This is a genomic window from Embleya scabrispora, assembly GCF_002024165.1.
Lineage (GTDB): Bacteria > Actinomycetota > Actinomycetes > Streptomycetales > Streptomycetaceae > Embleya > Embleya scabrispora_A.
On record NZ_MWQN01000004.1, the window covers coordinates 108,759 to 133,816 of the forward strand.

Genomic DNA, 25,058 nt, shown 5'->3' on the forward strand with positions numbered 1-25,058 from the left:
CCGAAGTAAGGGGATGCATGGCCCGGTTCGCGTGCGCCGAGTGCGGCACCGTCTTGTCCGCCCCCGTGTCGCGGGTGGCACTTCCCGTCCACGCCGGCCACGGTGTCGGCCACGAACTACTGCCCCCGCTCATGGAATCCGGGACCTACGCCATCGACCCCGCACCCTTCGGGCCGCCTTGGCGACCGTGGGACGAGGTGGGGCCGGCACAAGCGGCGGCCCGGGGCCTGTTCGCACCCACGCATACCGTGTGCTTCGGCACGCCCGGAACCGTGGTCGTCAGACCCGGTGACACCCGCAACACCGCCCTGATTCCGGACCGATGCGAAGGCTCCTGCTACGGGGTGGACGGCAGGGCCGGACCGAACCTGGCCTGTACGGGGTGCGGCCGGCCGGTGGCCACCCGGATCGACGACTGCGGGGCCTGGCAGGAGGTGCGATTCGCCCCGCAGGCCGTACGCCTCCTTGCCGGCGACGAACGCGAACCCTGGCCGCTCGACTGGGCCACGTTGGCGAACGAGCGCTCGGCCATCGAGCCGATCGAGCCGCAGGGGTGGTGGAACCCCCGATGGGAGGCGGCGGTCGCAGTGGCCCTGGCCCACGTGGTGGCGGCATCGGCGGGTGGTCCCGTGACCGTGCCCGACGGTCTGCTCACCGAGACCTTCGGCCGCTCGCTCGACATCCTGCTGCCGCCGGGACCGCCGGCGAAACGCCTGATCCCGGCCGGCCCGGGCCTGCCCGATCACGACGACGACGCCGACATCGTCCTGGTTCCGGGCCACCCGCAGACGGGCGAGGCGTGGCAGTCGCCCGCCCCCGTCGCCGCTGTTCCCCTGGCCGCCGAGGTGTGGATGTACCTGGCCTTCCACCAGGACCGCCACGACCGCCGCCACCAGTGCGACCGCCTGCCCATCCCGGCGAGCGGCGGCATGCCCGAGGGGGTGCTCCGCGATGACCCGCTGCCGCGCCACCCGTGGAGCAGGTTCCGCCCCGCCGGCCCTCTGTTCCTCCGCACCCTCGTCGGCCTGCCCGCCGTCCGCCGGCCGTGGTTGCGCGAGATCCACGACCGCGTCCGAACCGACCCGTACGCCTTTCCGTTCTGACCGACCGCCCGAATCACTCCCGGAAGCCGGAGCGTTGCCGCAGCGGGTTGTCGTCGGGGCCAACGGCGGCCGGCGGACGCGCCCCGGACCCGTCGACGGGGACGAGGTGGTCACCCGGATGCACAGACCCGATCCACGCGGAGAATCGAATTCCCCCTCCCACCCCGAACCGCCACCCACGCAGCCGGATCACCCTCCGCAACCGAAGGCCGAACCTCAGTTCCGGGGGCTTTTGCCGCGGGCGACCAGGGCCCAGGCGGCGGCGAACAATTCGGGATGCGTCCGGTCGAGGGTCGGGTGACGGTGGATTCTGAGGCGGTTGGGCATGAAGGGAATGCCTAGGAACTCCGCCTTCCACACCTCCATCGGGTGGAAGGGCTTCTTCGCGATCGCCCACGGGCCCGGCAGGAAGACGCCTCGGCCGGCGCGGGGCCGCTTGTCGGCGACCACGAGGCCGGCGTCGAGGAGCGCCGCCGCCGCCTTGCGGTGGCGGGTGGGGCTCCAGCCGTTCCAGGTACGTACGCTGCGGTCGGTCGGTGCCTCCAGGGCGAGCAGTTGCAGGTAGAGGGTGGCCGCGTCCGGCGGCACGGTGAGCGATTCGGCGACTTCGTCGACCAGTTCGGGCGCGCTCGCGGCGGGGTTCGACTCGTACGCGCCGACGGGCAGCACGCCGGAGCGCACCCGCTCGACCACACGCGTGAAGTAGTCCCCGCGGATTCGACGCACGTGCGCGATGACGTCCATCGCGTGCCGATCCCACTCTCCGTAATAGTCCCGGTCGTCGGTGAGCCGCTTCGTCTGCTCGGCGTCGACGTCGAGCAGGGCGGGACGGAAGTACAGGTGGGGGCAGGGCTTGGGTGGACCGTACGACGGGATCGCGGCGGCCAGAGCCACGGTCAGTCCGTCGTCGAACGCCGGCACGCTCAGCGGCTCCGGGCCGATATAGGGGGCGGGGCCGAAACGTCGACGCTGGTCGTCTTCGGTGACGTCGGGGAAGGCACGGGCAGCGTGGAGCAGCAGTCCGGGATATGCCAGCCGAGCGCGCAATGACTCGATCAATTCCGGCAGGCCTGCTCGGAGCGGATCGCCGGCGGGTAGTTCGGCGTAGACGGTCGGAACGAGCGTGGCCACATCGTGGAGCAGGGATTCCATCCGGCGGGGTGTTTGCCGATCGGCCGTGCCGGCGGTCGGCGCGATGCTGCCTCGGTAGTCGTGCAGCCGGGTGTCCAGGTCCTCGGTGATCAGCGGTTCACCGGCGGGGTGGGCGAGGATCCCGCACAGTTCGGCGGCCGGTTCTCGCGGTTCCAGCGAGGCGATCAGCGCGCGTGACGTCTCGGGCACCGGGGCGTGGTGACCGCGCCGAGCCCGCCACGCGTCGGCGAGGCGGGTCGCGACGTGGCGCGGGCCGGCCGCCGTCCACAGATCCGCCGGGTCCGGCGGCAGGGCATCGGCGAACACATCGAGCCGATCGGTCAGCCGCGACAACTCGTCGTGCCCGGACCTGATTTCGGTGATCCCCAGGCCCAGCACGCGTTGCCCCTCGCGATCCGGCAACGGCCCTCGGGGCGTCCTGTTCCCGGGGTCGACGGCCAACAGCAGGGCGGCCGCCGCGCGGGACATCCCGGTGGCGTCGGCGAGCAGGGCGACCGCTTCGGGATCCCACGGCATCGGGCCTCGAGTGCGTATCAGTTCCACCAGTTCCCGGATCTGACGCGCGCTGCCCCAGTGGGTGCGCGGCGGCTCGATGACGTCCGAAACCGGGCCCAGCCGGGGGGCCTCGGCGTCTCCCTTACGGTATTCGAGGACGAAGATGTCTTCCAGCAGGGGGAACAGCATGATCGTGGCCCCGTGTTCGTCACGGATCGCGCGTTGTGCCCCGGTGTGGTTCAGGACGGTTCCGGTGCGCAGCCGCGCGTCGGGGTCGACGAAGACGGTCCCCGCCCAGACGTCGAGCAGGGCCAGGAGGCGCTCACGGTGTTCGGGCCGGGTCGACGGCGCCGCCGCGCGCAAGGCGACCCCACCGATCCGACCGATCAGCAGGGACCAGTCGCCGTCGCCGACTCCTTCGGGACCGTCCCGTCCGGCCGGCGGAGCCCAGGTGCCGGCGAGATAGTCGTTGATCCGCGCCAGGCCGGCGAGCGAACCGGCCCCCCAATCGCAGGTCGACGGAAGCAACCCGTCGACAGCGAGCCCCACGCCTTGGTCGTCTATTGCCTGGAAGTCGTGCGCCATGGCTCCTGTCTAACCCGTCACCCCGACATCGCGGGTGGTGAGGGGGTGGGTATCGAAATCGCCGACGCGACGCGTCCGATAACGCCCCCGGCGGGACAGGCCGGGTCGCCGATTTCGGAAAACGCCCTTCCCGCAAGGTGGGCGGGCCGGCGCTCGCCCCACAGGACCCGCTCGACCGGCCGGGGGCTGTCCTGGAGATCACGAGCGGAGCCGCGGCGATCGGACACGGGAGTCGACGCCCGGCCGGTGCCGAGTTCGCCTTCGGCTTCGGCTTCGGCCATGGAGACGTTGCCTGCGAGTGGTCCGACAAGGATGACGCGCTTGTCCCGCCCCGCCTTGTGGGCGGTACTGCCTATCTGGTGGCGGTCCTGGCGATCGCGGGCACGGCCCGGCGCTATCACTACGACCGTTTCGGATTCACCACACGCTCCAGCCAACTGCACGAGAGCCGCCTGCTGGGCATCGACGGACCCCTGTTCCACTACCGGCTGCTGTTCGTGGCCGCCGGACACGTCACCGGGCTCCTCGTACCGGAGGGCTGGACCGAGGAACTGCACATCGGCGAAAACCTCTACCGAGCGAACGCACTGGTACACGGCGGCGCGGCCGGCATCGCCTGCGTGGTCGGACTCGCCGTACTGGTATGGCGGCGCCTTCGCGTCACCGCCGTGCGCAACTCCCCCAAGGGCACCGACCGGGCCGTCCACCCGCTGCCGGCCACCGTCCTGCTCGCCGGGCTCACCGCCACCGCGACCGGAGTCGGATCGCACTCCTACGACTACCGGACCGGGGTCTCGGTCTGGTTCCGCAGCCTGTGCGTCCCCGATCCGGACGTCGACGCCATGCGGCACGCCCCTCTCGTCTACCAACTCTGTTTCGGCCGTACGTCGTCTACCGTTCGATCCCGGCGGGGCGCTCGGATCCTTCCGGCGGTCTCCGCCGCCGATCTCGTCCACGGGACGCTCGCGGCAATCGCCCGCACGCGGAACCGGGTCGTCCGCCGCTTCGAGCAGCGCCCGCAACGCCGGTGCCAGGTCCGCCCGTCGCCCCGGCGGGACCCGCGCCGGCAACGCCACCACCTCCGCCCGGCGCGCGGTCATGACCCGCTCCACCAATCGTGTACCGGGCACGGTCAACCGCCGCGTCACCTCACGTCGGGCATCGGGATCGGTCCGACGATCCACCAGGCCCGCCACCTCCAGCCGATCCACCGTGCGCATCGCCGTCGACGGGTTCACGCCCAACGACGCCGCCAAGGCGGCAGGCTTGACCGGGGCGTGCTCCGCCGGCACGACCAGGGTCCGCAACTGCGGCAGCGTCAATACCGGCTCGATACCCGCCAACGCGCGGGTGGAGATCGCCATCACCAACCGCGACGCGGCCATGATCGCGTCGACAACCCCGTTGAACGAAGGCCTGCGCCGCGGCCTCGAGGTCGAACGACTGCCGACGCGCGCGGACCGGGACCGGGTGTCGTGGTGTGGGAGTTCGTCGCGTCGTTCGTGGTCGAGGACGAAGGTGGCTCAATCGAGTTCTTGACCTGGGTGGCCGTGGTCTGTTCGTGATCGCTTGGGTCTTGCCCCACACGTGCACACCGGGCGGCGGGTCGGGGCGCGCTCTCGTTCCGCTGTTGCTCGCGCTGGTGTTGCGCGCTTCGCCGTGAACGGGCGCCGGGGTCGGACAACGGGTGCGCTGAACCGACCCCCGACAATCGAGCCACGACGTCGGGCCCGCCGTCCGCCGATTCGGACCCGCCTGGCAGAGTCCTCGTCATGATCATCTCCGACGATTCCGGGGCCCCGGAGTTCTCGACCTGGCACGGGGACCGGGACACGTGGGTCGACCTCGCCTATCCGCCCCCTGAACGGACCATGTTGCTGCGCTTCGAGAAGGAGCCGAGCAAATGGATCTCCCTGCGCACTCGGGGTCGAGGTCGAGGCCGTCGCGAGAAGGAGAGCCGCGAATACCTGTGGCTGGGGCGACCGGAGACCCCGACGGGTACCTTCCTGGTTCGTCCGAACGGCCACGCCGCGCTGCGCGAAGTGCTCGTCGAAGGTAAGGGCCGCTGGTCTCTGCGTCTGCTCGACCACGACCGCGCCCGGGAGTTCGCGATCGAGGAGACGATCGCGGGCGACGGCCCGGACGTGCTCCGCTACACAGGTCCCGAGGGCTGGGCGACCATCACTACGCGCGGCAAGCACCCCCGCGTCCGTCTCGTCCGACATCCCTGCGGCGCCGATGCACCGCCCGAGGAACTACTCGACACGGTAGGCGAGTTCGAGTGTACGGATGACGGGCCGGAACTCGTCGGCGAGCACTTGTTCCTCCTCGCCGGTCCCACCCTGCTCGCGATCGAGGAAGCCCAGCGCTGGTCGCTGACCGTCACACCGCCCCCGACCGCCGAACCCGAGGACTCCGGAAGCCACTTCGTCCACCTGGGTCTGGGCAGACAGACCATCGCGCTGCCCAAGCCGGATCCGAGCGGTCCCACACTCGTCGAACTCCGTCGCTTGGACAAGAACATCCCACTCGGGCCGACCTTTCTGGACGCGACGGGCGGCGTCACCGACACCCACCTCTCCATGGGCACCGCACGCGAACACCGCTTCCTCATCGATGGCGATGTCGACGCCAGGCGCACGACGCACGTCGAGGTAGACGGCTTCGGAGGCCGATGGGAAATTCGTACGATGCATCCCGACCAGGCCCACCCCCTGGTCGAAAGGGTCCGCGGCAACGGCCACGACGTACTGCGCTACTCCGGGCCACCGGCGCTGCTGTCGGCTCGTAGCCTCGACGGGCTCGGCGGCGCGATCGAGGGTCTGGGCCTCGACGGCTACCGCTGGTCGACGCGCACCTCCCGCCGTGACCCGATCGTGGTCGGCCTGCTCGGCACGGGCGAACATCCCGACTTCGTGGTCTCCCGGCACGCGGGCGTGTGGGAGGTACAGGTCGAACCGCTCGCCGCCGCAAGGACCTTCGATCGCACGATTACCGGCGTGGGCAGCGAGATCGTGCGCTACACCGGCCCCGACGCGAACGCCCGACTGCGTGTCGGCTCGTGGCGGTACGTGGGATTCGCCGAGGTGAACGCGCTCGGCGAGGGTCGAACCGCGCTCGACCACGCCGCCGTCCGAGGCCGCGGCCGGCCGGCCGGCCGCGGCACCCGTTTCGCGATCACCGCAGGACTCGTGCACGTCCAGTGCAGCCGGGACGAGCCGTGGCGCATCAGGGTCGGCTGATGCCAACGCTCTCCGACGAGACCCGATGGGTCGACCGGGGTACGGAGGGGATCCCGAACGCCGGCGTCCCGCCACGCAGCATGTCGCCCTGGGACTGCGAATCGACCTGCCGGTAGTCGAGGAGCCGGCGCCGACTTCCCCCACGGTTCGTAGCCACCTCTACGACACGCGCCTTCGACGTTTTTCGCCGCGTTGCGGCGGCGCTCGCATGCCCGGATCGTCCGCAGGTGTCGGCGTACTGGTCTACTCCTGGTCGATGGCCTTCAGGAGGTTGCCGACCAGGGGGCTTCGGTCGTCTGTGCGCCAGGCGATGGCGACGCGGGTGTGGGGGGCGTCGGGGTCGATGGTGCGGAAGGTGACGCCCTGGAGGCGGATGCGGCGGATGCTTGCCGGGGCGAGGGACACGCCGAGGCCGGCTTCCACCAGGGCGCAGACGGTCTGCCATTCGACGGCGTGTTGGACGACGTGTGGGGTGAAGCCGGCGGTGGTGCACAGGTCGATGATGCGGTCGTGCAGGTGTGGGCCGACGTGGCGGGGCAGGAGTACGAAGGGCGAGTCGGCCAACTGGGCGACGCGCAGTGTTCGTCGGGTCGCGAGGGGATGGGTGCGGGGCAGTACCGCGACGAAGGGTTCGGTCAGTACGGTCCTGAAGCCGAGTCGGGGTTCGTCGTCGGTGGGCGGTTCGCGCATCAGGCCGATGTCGATGCTGCGGTCGTGGAGTGCGGCGAGTTGCGGTGTGGTGGTCATCTCCCGGATGTGCAGACGTACGTCGGGGAACCGCTCGTGGAAGGTGCGCAGCAGGCCCGGCAGTACGGTCGGGGCGAGGGAGGCGGCGAAGCCGATGCGCAGGTGGCCGACCCGGCCGCTGCCGGCGGCGCGCGCCGCCGCCAGGGCGTCCGCGAGGTGGGCCAGGATCCGGCGTGCGGCGGGCAGGAGTTCCCGGCCCGCGGGGGTGAGCGTCACGCGTCCCGGTTCGCGGCTGAACAGCGCGTGGCCGACCTTGTCTTCGAGGCGGCGGATCTGCTGGCTCAGCGGGGGCTGCGCGATGCCCAGGCGGGCGGCGGCACGGCCGAAGTGCAGTTCCTCGGCGAGCACGACGAAGGCGTGCAGCTGCGGCAGGGGAAGTTCGGGGCGTTCCATACGCGCAGGGATATCACACACCAGCGGACGACGTATTGGACGTATCGACCACGCTCGCCTAACTTCGCCGCATGACAGAACGACGCGCGATCCTCGGCGGCTCGACGTTCGAGGAACACATCGGCTACGCCCGAGCCGTGATGGACGGCGACTGGGTACACGTGTCCGGAACGACCGGCTTCGACTACACCACCATGACGATCCCCGACGACGTGGTGGAACAGGCACGACAATGCCTGCGCAACATCGAGACCGCCCTGACCGAGGCACGGTGCGGCTTCGCCGACGTCGTGCGGGTGCGATACCTGCTGCCCGACCGGGCCGACTTCGAACCGTGTTGGCCGGTGCTGCGCCGGTGCTTCGGCCCGGTGCGACCGGCGGCCACGATGTTGGTGTGCGGGCTTGCCGATCCCCGGATGAGGATCGAGATCGAGGTGTACGCCCGGCGGGCGACCGCGTAGCGGGCCACCGGGCGCAACCGGCCACGCGCGGACCGAAGGGCCGAGGCCGGGGCACTGAGCGACGGCGTAGGCCGATGGGGCAGGAACAGGCGGTCCAGGGGCGGCTGTTCCGCCACGAATTCGTGCCGGAACCTTTGTTCGGGACGCACGCGGAGAACGCGCATCCCCGGCGGTGTCGAACGCCGGCTCCCGACGAGCGGCCCTCGACCGCGGGTTCCGTCGGGGCGGGTTCTCCCGCGCCGGGGAACTGCGCCCCGTATGTCTCGCGTGGATACCACCGATGAGCCGACGCCCGTTCGGCCACGGAAGGTGACGCACGCGCTCCGTGAAGACGTCCGAGCTTGAACGCGGGGGCACCGGCGGCCGGTCGCGGATGGAATCTCGTCGGCCGGGGCCAGGTGGCCGTGGACCCGTCTCGGCGCACGCCCGTCGAGCCAAAGGATCAAGACCCCGGCGGGCCGCATCGACGACGACCGCAACGCCCACCCGGTGAAAGGACATACACCGTGAACAAGCCGTTGAGGCGGGTCTCCGTCTTCTGTCTGGTCCTGGTCGCGGCACTGATGCTGCGGGCCAACTGGGTCCAGGTCGTCAAGGCCGACGACTACGCGAACAACAGCCACAACAAGCGGGCGATCTACGAGAAGTACTCGCATCCGCGAGGCGACTTCCTGGTCGAGAACAAGCCGATCACCAGCTCGGTCAAGACCGACGACAAACAGTACGAGTTCCTGCGCAAATACGAGTTCGGCCCGATGTACGCGCCGGTCACCGGCTACATCTCGCCGTTCGTCGGCAGCAACCTGCTGGAGAACCTCGACGACGACATCCTCAGCGGCAAGGACAGCCGGCTGTTCGTGCGCAAGGTGCTCGACACGGTCACCAACAAGGGCACCCGGGGCGGCAACGTCGCGCTGACGATCAACGCCAAGGCGCAGGAGGCCGCGTACAACGGCCTCAAGGACAAGACCGGCGCGGCGGTGGCGCTCGACCCGGACACCGGCAAGGTGCTGGCGATGGTCAGCACGCCGTCCTACGACCCGAACGTGCTGGCCCAGAACGACCGCAACGCGGTGGCCGAGGCGTACGACCGGATGACCCTGGACACCAATCCGAAGCTGAAGAAGCCGGACACCAAGTTCGACCCGAAGATGCCGATGGACAACCGGGCGCTGCGCTACACCTATCCGCCCGGGTCGACCTTCAAGCTGATCACCGCGGCGGCGGCGCTGTCCGAGGGCAAGGCCAAGCCGGGCGACGTGCCCTTTGTCAACCTCCAGGGCCCAAGAACACCCTGTTCTACCCGTCTTCGAACCAGGGTCTGGACGAGTCCGCCCACCCGGGCTGCGTCAAGGCGACCATGCAGCGGGCGCTCGAACTGTCCTGCAACACCGTCTTCGCCCAACTGGGCACCGACGTCGGCGAGGCGAAGCTCAAGGAGCAGGCCGAGAAGTTCGGCTTCAACAACTTCGGCAAGGGCGCCAACACCAACCCGCTCGACATCCCCACCCGGGCCAAACCGAGCCTCTTCCCCGGCGGAAACGACGGCGGACAGCTCATGCGGGCCTCGATCGGCCAGCAGAGCGTCGCGGCCACCCCCATCGAGATGGCCATGGTCGCCGCCGGGATCGCCAACAACGGCAAGGTGATGAAGCCGTACGTGGTGGACGAGTTGCGGGCGCAGAACCTCTCGGTGCTGGAGAAGACCCAACCGCAGGTGGCCAGTCAGGCGATCGCGCCCGAGGTCGCGCAACAACTCAAGGACATGATGGTGGGCGTCGTCGCCAACCCCGGCGCCACCGGCGCACCCGGCGCGATCAAGGGCGTCACCGTGGGTGCCAAGACCGGCACGGCGCAGCAGGGCGTCGACAACAGCAAGCCCCCGTTCGCGTGGTTCGTCTCCTTCGCCGAGGCCGACGGCAAGAAGGTCGCCGTCGCCGTCGCCATCGAGCCCGACAGCACCGGCAACGTCGAACGCGACGACATCGGCGGCGGTAAACTCGCCGGTCCCATCGCCAAGGCGATCATGGAAGCCGTCGTAGGGAAGTGAGCATCGCCCGGGCTCGGCACCCTGATTCCGTGGCTGTCGACCGGACCTGAGCCGGGCCCAAGGCGGGCCGACGGCTCGGCCGAGGCCGCGTCGGGCCACGACGTGATCGTGGCGTCCGCGGCGGCAGGCACGATCGCCGTGCGCCGCGCGCCCGCGAACGACGCCTTGGCGATCCGGTACGCGTCGGTGCGGGTGTGCCGTCGAGGTGTCACAGGACGAGACCGGTGTGTTGGGCACAGAAGGCCAGGACGTCGCTGTGCAGGTCGGCGTGACGGGTTGCGGTGCGAGGTCCGTGGCCGGCTCCGTCCTCGGTGCGCAGCAGGACGGGCTTGCCGGAGTCGGTGGCGTGTTGGAGGGCGGCGGTGAACTTGCGCATGTGGGCGGCGTCGACGCGGGGATCGGTGCGGGGGCTGGTGAGGAGGACGGCCGGGTAGCGGACGCCCGATCGGACGTTGTGGTAGGGGGAGTAGCCGAGCAGGGTGTCGAGTTGGTCGGGTTCGTCGGGTGTGCCGAACTCGTTGGCCCACCAGGCGCCCAGGCCGAGCTGGGGGTAGCGGACCATGTCGGTGACGGCGTCGGAGCAGACGGCGGCGGCGTAGAGTTCGGGGTTGCGGGTGATGGCGACGGCGACCATCAGACCGCTGTGGGAGGCGCCTTTGACGGCGAGTTGCGGGGCGGTGGTCAGGTCCTGGTCGATCAGATGGCGGGCGGCGCAGGCGAAGTCGGCGAAGGCGTGGGGTTTGTTGGGTCCGCGGCCGGCCGCGTGCCAGGTGGTGCCCTGCTCGCCGCCGCCGCGCACCCCGGCGACGGCGTAGATGCCGCCGGCTTTCACCCATGCGGCGATGGTGGGTGAGTAGGCGGGGGCGGCGGAGGCGCCGAAGCCGCCGTAGGCGGTGAGCAGCGCGGGGCGAGGTCCGCGGGCTCCGGGAGGGGAGATGACGTACAGGCCGATGGGGGTGCCGTCTTCGGAGGGATAGGTGAGGTGCCGCACGACCGGCTCTTGCCGGCGGGAGCGCGGCCCGGGTCGGGCGGTCGTCGTCCCGGTCGTCGGTCGGGCCTCGGGCAGACAGCGCCCTTCGGGCAGGGCGAGGCGGTAGACGGTGGGAGGGGTGGTGAAGTCGGTGTATCGAAACCACATCCGGTCGCTGTCTCCGGGTGGCGTGCTGAGGCCGTTGATCGTGCCCGGCCCGGATCCGGGCGTGGGGATGTCCGTGAGCGGCCGGCCGGACATCTCGTGCAGCGTCAAGCGCGGTACACCGTTGCTCACCGTGCCCACCAGCAGCCTCACCTGCCGGCTGCGGGGGTCGTGCAGGGCCGTGCACGCGGACAACACGGCGTCCGGGCCCGGTTCGACCACGGTGGTCCAGGCCGAGGACCGGGGGTCGGCCGGATCGATGACGCAGACCCGGCCGCGTGGGGCCTGGGCGTCGGTGACGGCGTAGAGCAGTCCGCGTGGACCCGACTTGACCAGAGCGCTGGAGCCCTGGGACGTCCCGTCGTGGACGATCACCAGTTCAGGGCTCGCGTAGTCTCCTCCGCGGGCTGCGGTGGCCCGCAGGTCCGCCATGCGGAGAACGTTGCCGGTCTGTGCCCCCGGGGCTGCGCTCACCAGCAGCCAGCGGCCCTCGGGGCCCAGCGAGACCGACAGGTGACGCATGTGCGTCTCCCACACGACGGGATCGGACTCGGGGTCGTCGCCGATACGGTGCAGTCTGACCCGGCGCGGTTCGGCGGGCGAGCCGGTGACGTAGTAGAAGCCGCTGTCGTCGGGAAGCCAGGCGACCGCCGTCGGCCGGTTCAGGAACAGTGGGTCGTCCACGACCCGGCCCCTCGCCACGTCCAGCACCCGCAGTTTCGGTGACTCCGCGCCCCCGACCGCCGTCTGAAACGCCAACAACCGCCCGGTCCACGAGGGGCGCCATGCCAACAACGATGTCGCGCCGGACGGATCGAGCTCCAAGGGATCCAGCAGGACGTTCCCGACGCCGGGACCTGCTCCTTCGACGGCGACGACCAGCACGGGCATCTCCTGCCCGATCCGCTGACGCACGAAGAACGTTCGTTGTCCGCGCACCACAGGCGCCGACACCGCCACACCCGCACCGTCGGCCGACTCGTCCAGCAACGCGCGAAAGGCCGCCCGGGTCCGGACCTGTGAGAGGGGCGTGTGTTCGACGAGCAAGCGCTCCTGCTCGGTAAGCCATCGGGCACATTCGGCCGTGCCGCCGTTCTCCAACCATCGATAGGGATCGGCGACCGTCCGGCCGTGAATCCTCTCCAGGATGGGTTGCCGCCGAACGCACCCGTCGCTCACGCGCCTCACATCCCTTCCACGGAGCGGGCGGCGAGCCTGAACCAAGCAGGCCCGCCGCCCCAGTACGGAAACCGTCAGTCGGTGTCTCCCTCGGCAAGCTCCATGCGCCATTCCTCGAGGCCGGCCACCTCGTCCGCGAGGATGGTGAGGATCAGGGGAAGCCCTGGCATCTCTTGCATCGTTTCGCCCTTCGCGTTGTCGCTCGTCGACCGTCTCAGGGTCCCCCACCGTGACCGACCCGATGGCGAGGAGCACGGTGTCGCTCGTCGAAACCACCCATATGGATCGGGGCGCCACCACCCTGGCGACCGCGCCGCGCCGGACCGGACCACTTCCACAGCGGCGGCCGGCTCCGAAAACGCCGCCGATCGACACGAGCGAGTGACACGGCGGCGCGGCGTCCGCAACGACGACGCAGGACGGCGGACTCACCGCAATCGAGCGGGGCTATGTTTCGGCGGGGCGGTTGTCGGCCGAAAAGACCACGTCCGCCGGATAACCGGGCGCGTCGAGTGCGGGTATCTCCCTTCGCCGAGGCGGGATCAGCGGCGCGTGGGCGCTCGCCGTCGGGGTGGTGCCGGGGGCGGTCGGGCCCGCGTGACGGGCTCGGGGCAGGGCCCGCCTCTGCGGGCGGTCCTGGGCCTGTTCCGCCGGGAGGTGGAGCAGCCGGGTGTGGGCGCCGACGCGGTGATCGGCACGCTGTCGGACACATCGCCGGTGTACGCCCTTCGCTGGTCGTACCGAAAGCACGGCGCGAATACGGAGTTCGCCTTCTCCCTCGTCCTCGAACGCGAGTTCGGCATGGGGCCCGACGCCTTCCGTGAGCGGCTTCCGCTTTCACCCCCGCAGCGACGGGACATGAGCGGGATCGGCTGATCGAGGCGTTCCCGACGTCGGTGGGCAACCGGCGGCGGGCCGCGGTGGCGGCGCGGGCACGCGTCGGCGGGACATACGCGCTCGGGGCTCGAACGCACCGACGCGGGCTTCGAGCACTCGGTCCTGTCGCAGTTGTCGGTGATGCTCGGGCCGAACGGCGAACCTTGCCCGGACGTGTATCCGACGAGTGTTCGAGCGCACTGCCGGGGTGGTGTCCCGTCGAGGGGTACCCGCGGCCGGTCACGTCACGTTTCCGCCCGCGGGATGGGGCACGTCGCCGACTGCCCGGCACGTCCGGGGCGACAGGGCGGGTACCCGCGCGGTGTGGTCGGCCAGGTCCTCGACCACGTCCCGCAGGCACCTCGCCCGGGCGAACGCGGATCGTTGGCGCCCGGCGCCGCCGCCTTCGCGGGCAAGCCGTTCCAACACGGTCCCCACCCACGCGGACTCCTCCCGCCCCGCGAGCGCGGGACGGGCCCTCGCCAGGAGTCGGCGGGCCATGTCCGCCGCGGGCACGATCCGGCCGCTGTCGAGATCGACGCCGTGTCCGGGCCAACCGTCGCGCGCACCGCGCCAGTACGCCGCCCGCAGCCACGCCTCCTCCACCGTCGGCCCCGGGTCGCCGCGTCGTACGCGCTCCAGGGCGTTCGCCACCAACCCCCGTACCAGCACGGCGAACGCGACCGTCTCCTCGAGTCCGGCGTTGACGTCCATCACCCGGATCTCCACCGTGGACAGCCGCTCGCACGGCCGTACGTCCCAGAACAGGTTGTGCTCGTCCAGCGCGGCTCCGCTGTCCAGAAGCCGGCCCACCAGGCGGTCGTAGTCGCTCGCGTCGCGAAAGAACGGCGGCGGCCCGGCGATCGGCCATCGGCTCAGGGCCACGGCCCGCCAACTCGCGTACCCGCTGTCGCGGCCGGCCCGGAACGGGGAGTTCGCGGCGATCGCCACCAGGGTGGGCAGCCACGGCCGCAGATGGTTGCTCACCAACACCGCCGCCTCACGGTCGGGGACCGCGACGTGCGTCTGCAACGCGCAGAACGCGAAACCGTCCTGCAGCCCCCGATAGGCCTCGACGCCGGCCGCGTAGCGCGGGTCCTCTCGCAGCGGAACCGGGCTGCGGGCGCCCAGTACCGGGGTGCCCGACGCCACCACCCGAAGATCCTCCGAGGCGGCGGCCCTCGCCACGGCCGCGCGCACCCGCGCCAGATGGTCCCTGAGTTCGCCCGTCTCCGAGCACGGCGGCGTCTTGCCCTCGATCTGATACTCGCTGAACTCGCCGGAGACCAGATCGCCCACCTCGATCCGGGCCCGCCGCAACACCCGCGAGCCCGCCTCCCGTACCGCCCCGTCACCGGCGTCGACCAGGAAGTACTCCTCCTCGACGCCCAGCGTCGGCAACTGCCCCCGCCCGTCCGATCCCCACACCGACACGCTCGCCCCACATCCCGCCGACCCGAAACGAACAAACATCATCGCCCGCCCCAGCATCACGCCTGCACCGGGACGTTCACCCGCCGGCACGCCGACATGACGACCGCCCGTCACGAAACCGCCGACCACCACCGGCAGCCGCCCCGGCGGAATGACCGCGAACTCGGGTGAGGCGAGCACGGCGACCGGCCAAGCGATCGGCGCGCCCAACTCCCGACCATTACCAACGAAGACTAAAAGGTCTCATATCATGCCAAATGACATGAGGTGTGCCACGGAGCGTCGCGGCGAGGAGAAGGATATGGCGGGGCCGGTCACGGATCCGGAAGGGCCGGACAAGGCGTGGTGGGAGCCGGACGGCGGCTTCTTCGGGGACCTGTACCGGGAGGCCGACGACTCCCTCCGCACGTTCTTCGGAGACCGGACACGGCTGAACGATCGTACGGTCGTCGAGGCGGACGGCGTCACCCGCCTGTGCGGTCTGACCGCCAACTCGCGGCTGTTGGACTGTCCGTGCGGTTACGGTCGCCACAGCGTCGAACTCGCCCGGCGCGGCCTGGACGTGGTCGGCGTCGACATCAACCCCGGCTTCCTCGAAGCGGCCCGGCGCGAGGCCGCGGACGCCGACGTCGCGGCCCACTTCGTCGAGGGCGACATGCGGGAGTTGCCGGACGTGGCACCGGTCGACGCGGTGATCAACATGTTCTACTCCTTCGGGTTCTTCACCCCCGAGGAGGACCTGGCGGTACTTCGCGGCTTCCACGCCGTGTTGAAGCCGACCGGACGTCTGCTGATGCACACGATGGTCACCATCCCCGCGTTGACCGAAGGTCGGATCCCGGCCGAGGAACGACGCCTACTCGCCAGCGGACGCCATCTGGTCTCGCGCCGCCGCCTCGACGCGGACACCCGCCGGGAAGTCGGCCAATGGGCGATCGTCGACGACGAGGGCACCGAACAACCCATGACGCCCTACGACGTGCGGATCTACGCCCCCGACGAGTTCACCGACCTGTGCCGCGAGGCCGGTTTCGCGTCGACCACCTGTTACGGCGGCTGGGATGGCGCACCCTACGAGGACGCGTCCCCCAACCTGATCGTCATCGCAGACCGGTGACACCGACGATCCCGACCCTCCGCCCCGGACACGGTCCCCGGCCCGGGACGGAGGTCACTCCCGCCCCTGGACCCGGAACCACGGGAAGTGTGAACGCCCGCCGTCGGGAGCCGGATTGAAGCCGATCGTTCGAAATCGGTGTCGGTCGGACCAGGGTGTACGCGTCGCGTGCGGATGATCGCGATCATGTCGAGTGCGTTCCGGAGTCGGGTGGCGGTGGTGTTGCAGTTCTCGGTGAACCTGACACGCCGGCAAGCTCGGCCGCCACCAAACGCTCCCCGAATACGGCCAACAGCCAGTCCGCGCGATGACCTTCCGCAACACGGTTTCGGAACTCGGGCAGCACCGAGTGGTCGAATCCGGGGTCGTCCGACTCCAAGCCCAGCGCGTACTTCCAGTCGATCCTGCAACGAACCGACTCGGCCGCCTGGTGGGCGGCAGCGGACCGCCGGGGTGGGCGGAGCGTTACGGACGGTCCGCCCCATACGACCGGCTGCCGAAGAGCAAGGCCGAGTTGGACGCCTACGACGAACAGGTCGGTGCGGACGGCATGTTGCTCCCGCGCGCGGTTCACGCGCGGACGCCCCGCCGAGACCGCGAGCCCTGACCCCGATGCAGGTCCTGCAGCGGGACCGGCCTTCGCCGGGCCGCGTCCGCCCCGGTCGCCGACAGCTCACCCAACCCTGAATCGGCACGAGTGCCCGGCCGGGCATCGCACCGTGACCCGCGTTTTTCGAGACCATCGGCGGGAACCACACCCGGTCCGGTACGACTGCCCCTTCGGGTAGTCGTACAACCGCTGTGCCCGGGAACCCCGTCCTGCGACGGCGGTGCGATTGTGGCTTGAGGCGACCGCGTCCGGCAGGTCGCTCGGGCGCGGGCGGCCGGCCGTCACGTCACTCCTCGAAGGGTGCGGCGAGCAGGAGATCCTCCACGGTGGGCACCGGGAAGCCCGAGAGGTGACGGCGGCCGACTTCGGCGAAGGGGTGCATCAGTACCGACATCGGCTTGGTGCGGCACAGCGAAAGGATGTTCTCCAGGGCGTCCTGTTTGAACCCGGCCCTGGGGAACACGGACAGGATTTCGGTGAGAGCGTCGGACGGGAGCCCCTGGATGCCATTCCCGGTGAAATCGAGACCGGAGCCGACGCAGACCATGCCGATCTCCGGCCTCTTTCGGCTCGCGACACCCGGGTTGGTGTGCAGGGCGATGGCATCCCAGACGACTTCCACCCGTGCGGCCGGCATCCGCCGTTCCCGCAGGAACGTCCGGGCGGCGTCGGCCCCGTCGACTTCGAAGGGCTCGTGCGGGGTCTGATACGCCTTCACCAACCCGAGGTCGTGCAGAACCGCTGCCACGAAGGCAAGTTCACGGTCATACCGAACGCCGCGTCGGTCGAACAGGAGTGAGCCGTACAGGTATGTCCGCATGACATGGTTGAAGAGCGTCGCAGAGGAGACCCTTCTAGCGAACGCCACCGCAGCCCGGGCCAGTTCGCTGTCGGGGATGCGCACCCCGGCCACGACCGTCGGCAAAGTGGCGGCCGGCGAACCCGAGTTGCCCGGCGAGCGCGCCGGAACCTCGGCAGCGGCGGCCGGACCTGACAACACGGCGGCGAGTGCGGAGGCCGCGCCGATGGCAGCGACACCGGCACCGCGCTCCAACACCGTGCGCCGGGTGATGTTCTTCGCCTCATCGACGCTTTCGAACACGAGAGTCCGCCTTTTCATCGAGGTTGGATGCCGAAAGCGTAGGAGCGGCGTCGCCTCGTCCGGGAGTGGCGAAAGTGTCGAGAACCCGCGGATTCTCGCCAGGAGCGGAATCTTCGACGGTGGTGCCTGCAGCCGGGTTTCAAAGGCTGTGCTTCAGGCGGGCCCACACGCCTTCGGCCGGGGTGAGGTCGGTGCGTAGGTGGGAACCCGGAACACGGTCAGCCAGGCCCGCGTTCGATCAACTCCCGCATCGCGGCGTCGACGTCTCGCGGAAGCCCTTGCACCCTTGCGGCTGCGGTGCACCCGGATCCGAAAGATCAACCGGGTACGCAGGACGGGCCTGCAACACACAAGGGCGGCGATCGAGATCCGCAAACACCGAAGCGCACGTGGAAGCGATGGGCGATCACCGTCGCCACCCGCGCCACGGTCCAGCGCCGGTCCTCGACCCGGCCGTGCGCGGCCGGACCCCGTTCCGACTCCGCGTCCGACCAGGCGCGCCAACCCGGCCTCATCCGGGACGGTCTGCCGGACGGCCCCTTGGAACGCCGCGCCTCGACGCCCCCGACCCACCACTCGGCATGCCAGGCATGAGCGGACTTGCGCGACACTCGCAGTGCCTTGGCGACCAGCGGCGGCGCCAGTCCCTGCGCAAAACATCCCGGCGGCCCGTAACCGCACTTGCTCCCGCGGGGCCCGCCGTTTCGCGGTCAGGCCGCCGCCGCCGGGTACCGCATGACACCGGCATACACCCACAGCCGGCCCCACCGTCACCCAGCCGAAATGCTCGGTAGCCGCGCGGGCGTGTGACGTGGGTCATCGCTGGTGGATGTCACAAGGCGCCGGGGAGCGGCGTCTGGTGTGCGTGTGGCGGATCCATATGTCGAGCAACAGGCGGACGTCCGCGAGCCGCAGTCGTTGCAGGAAGGACTCGGTCGAAGCCGTGGACGCCGATGGTCAAGTGAGCGCATCCACCCTGATCGACGGCGACGTAATGACGTCATAACGGTATTGGTCTTGGACGCCATAACTCGTGCGCCATAGCCTCGAGTTGTTCGCGCAAGACGATCGCAATGAGGAGGTTCCATCATGGGGAACAACAACGCACGACCCCTGCTCTTGAAATTCGCCGCTCTGTCGCTGGTAACAGCCGCAGTCGGCGTCTTCGCCGTGGGCAGCGCAGATGCCGATACCTCGAAAAAGGGCCGGGTCGAGGTCTTCGAACTCCAGCTCAAGGACCTTGAGTACAAGCCTATCGACCTCGGCCCGGCCGGGCCGAGCCTGGGCGATATGAGTGCCTACTGCGCCACCGCCGTAGAGAACGGCCGCAAAGTCGGATATGGGGCCGGAACATCTCAGGTCGTTCACGTCGAGGGCGAGAAGACCACGTCGCAGGCCGTGATCACGCTGGAACTCGAGCGTGGCTCGCTGACCATGCAATCACTGCGGACGAGCGAAGCGAGTTCGCTCGACATGGCCATCACCGGTGGCACAGGCGCCTTCAATGGTGCCCGGGGCACTGTTCGCTACTGGGACATCGCCACGCCGAAGGAGAGGATGCGTGTCGAAATCCTGCACTGAGCGCATTCCATCCTGATCTTGCCGGTCACCGGGTGGCTGCGGTCCGCGTGGCCTGATCGCCTACGACGAGGCTCCTGATCAGGTCACGTTTGCCAAGTCCGCCGGAGAGTCCCGGAACCTACTCACGAAGACAGCAACATCGACCTGCGCAGTCGCGTTCCGGTTCGGCGGCCGGCCGCCGAACCGGAACAGCGATCTTCAAGAGACGGTCGACAAATGAAGAGCGCGACGGACCGCCCGCCGCATAGACCCTCGAACGCCTTCAAGAAGCCTTTCAATAAGCCGAGTTCGTGGAAAACCCACGACGACGGTTTTGTCGAGTGCCACGATGTCCCCATGAACACCGCACCTGTCAGTTTCCGAAGTCGGCTGCTCCGACGTCTGAAGTCGCCTGCACGGATTGACGATCTGCGTGGGCGGTCATCTCGACGCGGCGCCGTTTTCGTCCCGCGCGGAGCAAATGGGCCGTCTGGAGCGGGATTCCCCCTGGGGCACCGCGACGTATTCCATGCTGGGGGACGCACGTCGCTGCATCGACTGCTGCGCCGGGCGGAAACCTCGATGGGCGCGACCACGCCGCCGGCACTGGACGCGCAACTGGCCCAGGACGGCCCGCCGAGCCGAGCGCCGCCCGACAGACGAAAGTGGCGCGCCGCCGTCGCCGACACCATCGGCCGCGACCCCGACGGGCACAAGCGGACCCGTCCCCGGCCGTGGCCCCGGCCCGACTCCGCGCGAGGCGGTCTCAGCGGGCCAGTTCGGTCTCCGTTTCCACGCGCGAGAGTTTCCTGGGGTTGCGCACGGCGTAGAAGCCGGTGATGAGTCCGTCCTCGACTCGCAACGCCACGATGCTGTCGATTTCGTCGTTGCGTCGAAGGCGCAGTGCCGGGTACCCGTTGATCTGGACCGGCTCGGTCGAGACACCGGCGGTGAAGGTGTTCAGCCCGAGCGACAGCAGGCGGGCCACGGCGACCGCTCCCACGACGGGCTGCGGCATGGCCTGTACGGAACCCCCGCCGTCGCCCAGGTAAACCACGTCGGGCGCGAGAATGTCGATGAGGTTCCGCAATTCACCGGACTCGATCGCATGTTGGAACGCGCGCAGCGCGGCCCGGGTATCGGCCGGGGAGACGACGGCGCGGGGTCGGCGGGCGGCGACGTGCGCGCGGGCCCGGTAGGCGATCTGGCGCACGGCTGCGGGGCTCTTGTCGACTGCTTCGGCGATCTCGTCGTAGCTCAGCACGAAGACTTCCCGCAGAACGAACACCGCCCGTTCGGTCGGGGTGAGCGTTTCCAACACCAGGAGCATCGCCATCGAGACGCTTTCGGCCAATTCGACGTTGTCGGCAACGTCGGGCGCGGTCAGCAACGGCTCGGGCAGCCATGGGCCGATGTAGGACTCGCGACGCCGACGCAGCATGCGCAGTCGGTCGAGGGCCTGCCGTGTGGCGATGCGTACCAGAAAGGCGCGGCGGTCGCGTACCTGCTCGAGATCGACGCCCACCCAGCGCAGCCAGGTTTCCTGCAGGACGTCTTCGGCGTCGGCGGCGGAGCCGAGCATCTCGTAGGCGAGAGTGAACAACAGCGCGCGGTGGGCGACGAACGCCTCGGTGGCCGGGTCGATGTGGCCGTCGCCGCCCGTCGGATCGGTCGTCTCCGCTGTCCGTTCGCCACGCTTGTCCATTGACGACTCCTGCCTGTTCGCTGTGATCCGCCTTGGCGGCGCTACCCGCATACGACGCTGCCCGCACCCGTGTTGTGACACCGGACCTCGATGGCGTAGCTCACACGTCGGCCGTGTTACGCGGCCCCGGCCGCCGACGTCTTGTGGTCGTCCGTGTGCCGTACGGACGATCCGCGCGGCACCCAGTACCACGAGTGAGGACCGATTCATGGAAGTCCCCGCAACCGAGAAGTCCCCGGCCCCGGCGGCCGATCCACGCCGCTGGTCCGCACTGCTGTTCATCGGGCTGGCGCAACTCATGATCGTTCTGGACGGCACGGTGGTGAATATCGCGCTGCCGACGCTTCAGCGGGATCTGGGGATATCCGACGGTGATCGTCAGTGGGTCGTCACCGCGTACACGCTCGCGTTCGGCAGCCTGCTGCTGCTCGGCGGCCGGATCGCGGACTACACCGGCCGCAAGCGGGCCTTCCTGATCGGTCTGCTGGGCTTCGCCGCCGCCTCCGCGCTCGGTGGCGCCGCAGGCGGCTTCGAGGCGGTACTGATCGCCCGGGCTCTACAGGGCGCTTTCGCCGCGCTGCTCGGCCCGTCCGCGCTGTCGCTGCTGGCGGTGACGTTCACCGAACCCGAGGAGCGCGCCAAGGCGTTCGGGATCTGGGGCGCCATCACCGCCACCGCCGGCGCGATCGGGTTGCTCGCGGGCGGCGCGTTGACCGAGTACCTGAACTGGCGCTGGTGCCTGTTCATCAGTGTCCCGATCGCGTTGATCGCGGCGGTCGGCGGGTATGCCCTGCTGAGCGAGTCGCGCGCGCCGGGCAGGGCCCGGTTCGACATCCCCGGCGTACTGCTGGTGATCGGCGGCCTGGTCGCGATCGTGTACGGCACGAGCCGGGCGGAGTCCGACGGATGGGGCTCGGCGCGGGTCATCGGCCTCCTGGCCGCCGGGGCGGTGCTGCTCGTGGTCTTCGCCCTGGTCGAGAGCCGGGTGCCGCAGCCGCTGCTGCCGTTGCGGGTGATCGCCGACCGCACGCGCGGCGGTGCCTACCTGGGCGCGGGCCTGGCCTTCGTCGGCATGTTCGGCGCGTTCTTGTTCATGACCTACTACCTGCAGGTCATCAAGGGATTCTCGCCGGTGAAGACGGGCTTGGCGTTCCTCCCGATGACCGGGGCGGTGCTGCTCTCCGCCGGCGGGCTCGCCTCTCGACTGCTGCCCAAGGTGCCGCCGAGGGCGCTGATCGTACCCGGCATGCTCATCCTCGCTTCGAGCATGCTGTGGATGCTCGGCATGGACACCGATACCCCCTACGCTCGTGGCATCCTGGTTGCGGGACTGCTGGCCGGTTTCGGAGCCGGGCTGATCATGCCGGCGGCCTACAACTACGCGACCCACGGCGTCGATCCCGGCGACGCGGGCATCGCCTCGGCCGGCGTCAACACCGCGCAGCAGATCGGGAGTTCGGTCGGAACCGCACTGCTCAACACGATCGCCGCCGGTACCACCGCCGACTACCTGGCCGCACATGCCCGGCAGGGCGCGAGCCCGGCCCTGGCCAGGCACGCGGCGATGGAGGGCTTCCAGAGGGCCGGCACCTGGGCCGCCGGGATCCTCGCTGTCGGCGCGTTGATCGTCGCCGTACTGATGAACACCCCTCGACCGGCGACCGCCGTCTCCGGGACCGAGACGGCCGAACCGGTGCCCGCGCACCAATGACCTCTTGACCCTCACACGGCGCGATGCCGCATCGTGGCCCAACACGAGCGCTCGTGCTCCGGCAGTCTCCATGTCGATCACCGCAGCGAGACGTCCACCGCGCACGCCCGGTCGTAGTCGGCGGGATCGTCGGTGTCGCCGATGACCATCCGGCTTCGGTGCAACCGCACCATTCCAGAAGCGCCTATACAGGAAGGACGACGAGCGGCCCGCCCATCGATACGACCCAGTCCATCACCCTGAGTCCGCGACGGGCAGGTTTCGCTTCGTAGGAGATATTCATGGCGGCAGCGTGCCTCCGCCCCATGACACCGCCCGCCCAATGGCACTCCCTCTTCCCTGAGACAGGGCGCCGGCGATCCGCCGTGAGAGGCTCCTTGCCGAGCGTCATGGCGAGAATAAAGGTGCTGGTCAACTGGCCGGACCAGGGATCGGCCGCCACCACCATACGAGGGAGTGCGACCACATGGTCGGAGGTGTGACGAGGCAGACCGAATCCTGGCCGAGCGGGAACTGAGCCTGCGTCAGGCGGTTCTCGGCTTTCTCGTCGACCGGCAGGCCGTCGCCGACCTGAGCGCCGGGACCGCCTGGCCCGACGTCGTCACCGTCGCCCGCCTCGAAGCGTTTCCTGGAGTGGCGTTGTGTCCGGCTTTGACCACATCGGGCATGGGGATCAGCCTTACCGTCCCCGGCGCGTCTCGCGTCCGGGGACGACGAAACAGGCCACGTCATCCCCGCAGAACTCAAGTTTCCTCTAGGCCGCGTATCCAGTTGAGCGCGTATCCAGTTGAGATCGACAGGTGCTCCGGCTGAGGTCGCCGATCCAGATCATCGCGGCGCGTAGGTGGAGGCCGGTGAGGTAGCTCTCGGGAGTCTTGTCACATCTGGCGGCAATGCCGCGCCGAGCCTTGAGCCTGTTGATGCACCGCTCGACGGTATTCCTGTTCCTTGTAGAGGCCGGTGTCGGGGTCCAGATGCATCCCGGCGGCGTCGTGGTGCGCCCGGACGGTGGTCGAGTCCACACTCACCAACGACAGGTCCACGCCGCCCCGCTTCGCCGCTTCCGCGATCAGGGCCTCGAAGACACCGGGCGTCCCGCCACTGCCGGAAACGATCGTGGACGGTCGGCCACGCACCGACCCGCTCCGGCACCTCACGCCACTGCCCACCCGTCCGAACTTCCGGATCACACCCTCGAACTGCCGCCGCGGCCGCTCCGGATACGGACCGTACGCACCGATCGGCAGGTACGGCCCGATGAACTCCCACTCTGCGTCCGTCAGTTGCTTCTCGCCACAACAAGACCGTCTACCGGACCGACACTACCTTGACGACGAATCCCACAGATCGATCACAACCGGATATGGACCCTGGCTCGGGGGCGAACGAGGGCCTTGTTGGGACCACGTCTTGAAGGCGTCGGCGAGGCCGCAATCCTCGATCGACGCTGCGGCCCTCCCCTTGGGGAGAGCCGTTCTCCTGTTGACCGGCGGCGGTGCGTCGAGCGGCTCCCTTCCCGACACGAACCCGCACCGAGGCGACCCGATTGGGGCCATCTCGACCTCGGTCAGGACGCCTGGCTTTGGATGTGAAAACGGGCGGCGGTTGTCCGGTCGTTACCGTCCTTGGACAGCGAAGTTGGTCGACCACGATGCTCTGACCTGCGACGACTGAGTTCATTGTCAGCAGGAGTAGAGCTCCGAAGTTGATCGCTAGGGGCGGATGACGATGGTACTGACTGTGCCGTTGCCCCAGACGGTGGTGTTCATCATCATGCGTCCGTCCAGCGACACCGCGGTAAATTCCGGCACGAAGTGCGTAGTGAACAGTGTCGCGAACCCGCTCCGTAGCTTGGTCACTTCGCTCGTGACCAGGTCCCAGTCGTCGAGCAGGCGGACCTGGACCCAGGCCCAGTCGTCATCTTCGGGCTCTCCGTCCGTAGGGTGCGGGTTGTAGTCGACGCCGAGAAGGAACTCCCGGTCCTGATTGAAGAGTCCGTATTGCGTTGCCATCCGAAACCAACTCGCGTTGACCTTGTCAGCCATGTCCGGGGCGTCGACATCGGCGATTTCGTCCGTATATGAGTCGAATCGCCCATGCTCGGGGCGCGCACTCGCCGGCGAGCACCCCGCGGGCAGTGGCGGCAGGGGGACCTCGTCCTGACGCCGTTGCACGAAGTGAAGCCCGGCAGGTGCGATCAGGGCGGCTATCTCGGTGTCGGTCAGCGTCACGGAGGCACGATAGTCGCAGGCAGATCGCGTGATGCGCCATTTTCAGAGCTCCCGGAGGACCCAGCCGCGAGTTCTATCCTGCACGTAGCGTCTGATGACCCCGTAGGAGATCGAGGTCTCGTGCTCGTCCATGAGCTTCGCCCGGATCTCTGTGGGGCGGTGCCCCGCTT

Annotated in this window: 17 protein-coding genes and 6 pseudogenes; 11 read left to right on the forward strand and 12 right to left on the reverse strand. The window is 69.5% G+C overall.

The window, feature by feature from the left end; all coding sequences use genetic code 11:
• Positions 1-74 precede the first annotated feature (74 nt).
• Positions 75-1,103: a hypothetical protein gene (locus B4N89_RS41050; RefSeq protein ID WP_321170753.1), complete on the forward strand. Its 1,029-nt coding sequence runs from the start codon at positions 75-77 to the stop codon at positions 1,101-1,103.
• A gap of 216 nt (positions 1,104-1,319) precedes the next feature.
• Here B4N89_RS41050 and B4N89_RS41055 read toward each other — a convergent pair whose 3' ends face one another.
• A complete protein-coding gene (locus tag B4N89_RS41055) occupies positions 1,320-3,335 on the reverse strand; it encodes a hypothetical protein (RefSeq protein ID WP_143658268.1) in 2,016 nt (671 codons plus the stop codon).
• 359 nt (positions 3,336-3,694) lie between these two features.
• On the opposite strand from B4N89_RS41055, the pseudogene B4N89_RS48390 reads away from it, so the two are divergent.
• Positions 3,695-4,147: pseudogene (locus B4N89_RS48390) on the forward strand (respiratory nitrate reductase subunit gamma); the annotation flags it as partial.
• Between the two features lie 345 nt (positions 4,148-4,492).
• Here B4N89_RS48390 and B4N89_RS52210 read toward each other — a convergent pair.
• Positions 4,493-4,720, reverse strand: a pseudogene (locus B4N89_RS52210) (MarR family transcriptional regulator); the annotation flags it as partial.
• Between the two features lie 387 nt (positions 4,721-5,107).
• On the opposite strand from B4N89_RS52210, the gene B4N89_RS41065 reads away from it, so the two are divergent.
• On the forward strand, positions 5,108-6,577 hold the full coding sequence (locus B4N89_RS41065) for a hypothetical protein (protein WP_078981738.1): 1,470 nt from the start codon (positions 5,108-5,110) through the stop codon (positions 6,575-6,577).
• A gap of 243 nt (positions 6,578-6,820) precedes the next feature.
• Here the strand turns inward: B4N89_RS41065 and B4N89_RS41070 are convergent, their stop codons facing one another.
• Entirely contained in the window at positions 6,821-7,717 is an 897-nt protein-coding gene (locus B4N89_RS41070) for a LysR family transcriptional regulator (RefSeq protein ID WP_078981739.1), read from the reverse strand.
• 71 nt (positions 7,718-7,788) lie between these two features.
• On the opposite strand from B4N89_RS41070, the gene B4N89_RS41075 reads away from it, so the two are divergent.
• The 3 genes and pseudogenes from B4N89_RS41075 to B4N89_RS53195 all read left to right on the forward strand — a co-directional run bounded on the left by B4N89_RS41075 (position 7,789) and on the right by B4N89_RS53195 (position 10,228).
• On the forward strand, positions 7,789-8,178 hold the full coding sequence (locus B4N89_RS41075) for a RidA family protein (RefSeq protein ID WP_078981740.1): 390 nt from the start codon (positions 7,789-7,791) through the stop codon (positions 8,176-8,178).
• 563 nt (positions 8,179-8,741) lie between these two features.
• Positions 8,742-9,389 (forward strand): annotated as a pseudogene (locus B4N89_RS53575) (penicillin-binding transpeptidase domain-containing protein); the annotation flags it as partial.
• Positions 9,390-9,538: 149 nt separating this feature from the next.
• Positions 9,539-10,228 carry a penicillin-binding transpeptidase domain-containing protein gene (locus tag B4N89_RS53195; RefSeq protein ID WP_321170754.1) on the forward strand — a complete coding sequence of 230 codons (690 nt, stop codon included), beginning with the start codon at positions 9,539-9,541 and terminating at the stop codon, positions 10,226-10,228.
• 208 nt (positions 10,229-10,436) lie between these two features.
• Here the strand turns inward: B4N89_RS53195 and B4N89_RS41085 are convergent, their stop codons facing one another.
• Complete coding sequence (locus B4N89_RS41085) at positions 10,437-12,653, reverse strand: prolyl oligopeptidase family serine peptidase (RefSeq protein WP_078981741.1); 2,217 nt, start codon at positions 12,651-12,653, stop codon at positions 10,437-10,439.
• Positions 12,654-13,139: 486 nt separating this feature from the next.
• Between B4N89_RS41085 and B4N89_RS41090 the strand changes: the two genes are divergently transcribed.
• The gene (locus tag B4N89_RS41090) at positions 13,140-13,418 is read left to right on the forward strand and encodes a hypothetical protein (RefSeq protein ID WP_078981742.1); all 279 of its coding nucleotides are present in this window, start codon (positions 13,140-13,142) and stop codon (positions 13,416-13,418) included.
• A gap of 240 nt (positions 13,419-13,658) precedes the next feature.
• Here B4N89_RS41090 and B4N89_RS41095 read toward each other — a convergent pair whose 3' ends face one another.
• Entirely contained in the window at positions 13,659-14,852 is a 1,194-nt protein-coding gene (locus tag B4N89_RS41095) for a carboxylate-amine ligase (protein ID WP_161500991.1), read from the reverse strand.
• A gap of 301 nt (positions 14,853-15,153) precedes the next feature.
• Between B4N89_RS41095 and B4N89_RS41100 the strand changes: the two genes are divergently transcribed.
• Complete coding sequence (locus B4N89_RS41100; RefSeq protein WP_161500992.1) at positions 15,154-15,969, forward strand: class I SAM-dependent methyltransferase; 816 nt, start codon at positions 15,154-15,156, stop codon at positions 15,967-15,969.
• Between the two features lie 184 nt (positions 15,970-16,153).
• On the opposite strand, the gene B4N89_RS53580 is transcribed toward B4N89_RS41100, so the two are convergent.
• On the reverse strand, positions 16,154-16,348 hold the full coding sequence (locus B4N89_RS53580) for a hypothetical protein (protein WP_414646481.1): 195 nt from the start codon (positions 16,346-16,348) through the stop codon (positions 16,154-16,156).
• Between B4N89_RS53580 and B4N89_RS53585 the strand changes: the two genes are divergently transcribed.
• Complete coding sequence (locus B4N89_RS53585) at positions 16,277-16,576, forward strand: hypothetical protein (RefSeq protein WP_414646488.1); 300 nt, start codon at positions 16,277-16,279, stop codon at positions 16,574-16,576. The two genes, B4N89_RS53580 and B4N89_RS53585, sit on opposite strands and share 72 nt — an antisense overlap.
• Before the next feature lie 289 nt (positions 16,577-16,865).
• On the opposite strand, the gene B4N89_RS41110 is transcribed toward B4N89_RS53585, so the two are convergent.
• Both B4N89_RS41110 and B4N89_RS53735 read right to left on the reverse strand, forming a co-directional pair.
• Complete coding sequence (locus B4N89_RS41110; protein WP_235619275.1) at positions 16,866-17,681, reverse strand: HD domain-containing protein; 816 nt, start codon at positions 17,679-17,681, stop codon at positions 16,866-16,868.
• 142 nt (positions 17,682-17,823) lie between these two features.
• A pseudogene (locus B4N89_RS53735) lies at positions 17,824-18,437 on the reverse strand (helix-turn-helix domain-containing protein); the annotation flags it as partial.
• A 333-nt stretch (positions 18,438-18,770) separates the two neighbouring features.
• On the opposite strand from B4N89_RS53735, the gene B4N89_RS41115 reads away from it, so the two are divergent.
• Positions 18,771-19,262 (forward strand): allene oxide cyclase barrel-like domain-containing protein, encoded by a 492-nt coding sequence (locus B4N89_RS41115; RefSeq protein WP_143658270.1) that lies wholly within the window; start codon positions 18,771-18,773, stop codon positions 19,260-19,262.
• Between the two features lie 745 nt (positions 19,263-20,007).
• Here the strand turns inward: B4N89_RS41115 and B4N89_RS41120 are convergent.
• Positions 20,008-20,946 carry an RNA polymerase sigma-70 factor gene (locus B4N89_RS41120; RefSeq protein WP_078981747.1) on the reverse strand — a complete coding sequence of 313 codons (939 nt, stop codon included), beginning with the start codon at positions 20,944-20,946 and terminating at the stop codon, positions 20,008-20,010.
• Positions 20,947-21,154: 208 nt separating this feature from the next.
• On the opposite strand from B4N89_RS41120, the gene B4N89_RS41125 reads away from it, so the two are divergent.
• The gene (locus B4N89_RS41125; protein ID WP_078981748.1) at positions 21,155-22,657 is read left to right on the forward strand and encodes an MFS transporter; all 1,503 of its coding nucleotides are present in this window, start codon (positions 21,155-21,157) and stop codon (positions 22,655-22,657) included.
• 754 nt (positions 22,658-23,411) lie between these two features.
• On the opposite strand, the pseudogene B4N89_RS53590 reads toward B4N89_RS41125, so the two are convergent.
• The 3 genes and pseudogenes from B4N89_RS53590 to B4N89_RS41140 all read right to left on the reverse strand — a co-directional run.
• Positions 23,412-23,622, reverse strand: a pseudogene (locus B4N89_RS53590) (hypothetical protein); the annotation flags it as partial.
• Positions 23,623-23,634: 12 nt separating this feature from the next.
• A pseudogene (locus tag B4N89_RS53595) lies at positions 23,635-23,940 on the reverse strand (transposase); the annotation flags it as partial.
• Between the two features lie 429 nt (positions 23,941-24,369).
• A complete protein-coding gene (locus B4N89_RS41140; protein WP_078981750.1) occupies positions 24,370-24,888 on the reverse strand; it encodes a hypothetical protein in 519 nt (172 codons plus the stop codon).
• Positions 24,889-25,058 lie beyond the last annotated feature (170 nt).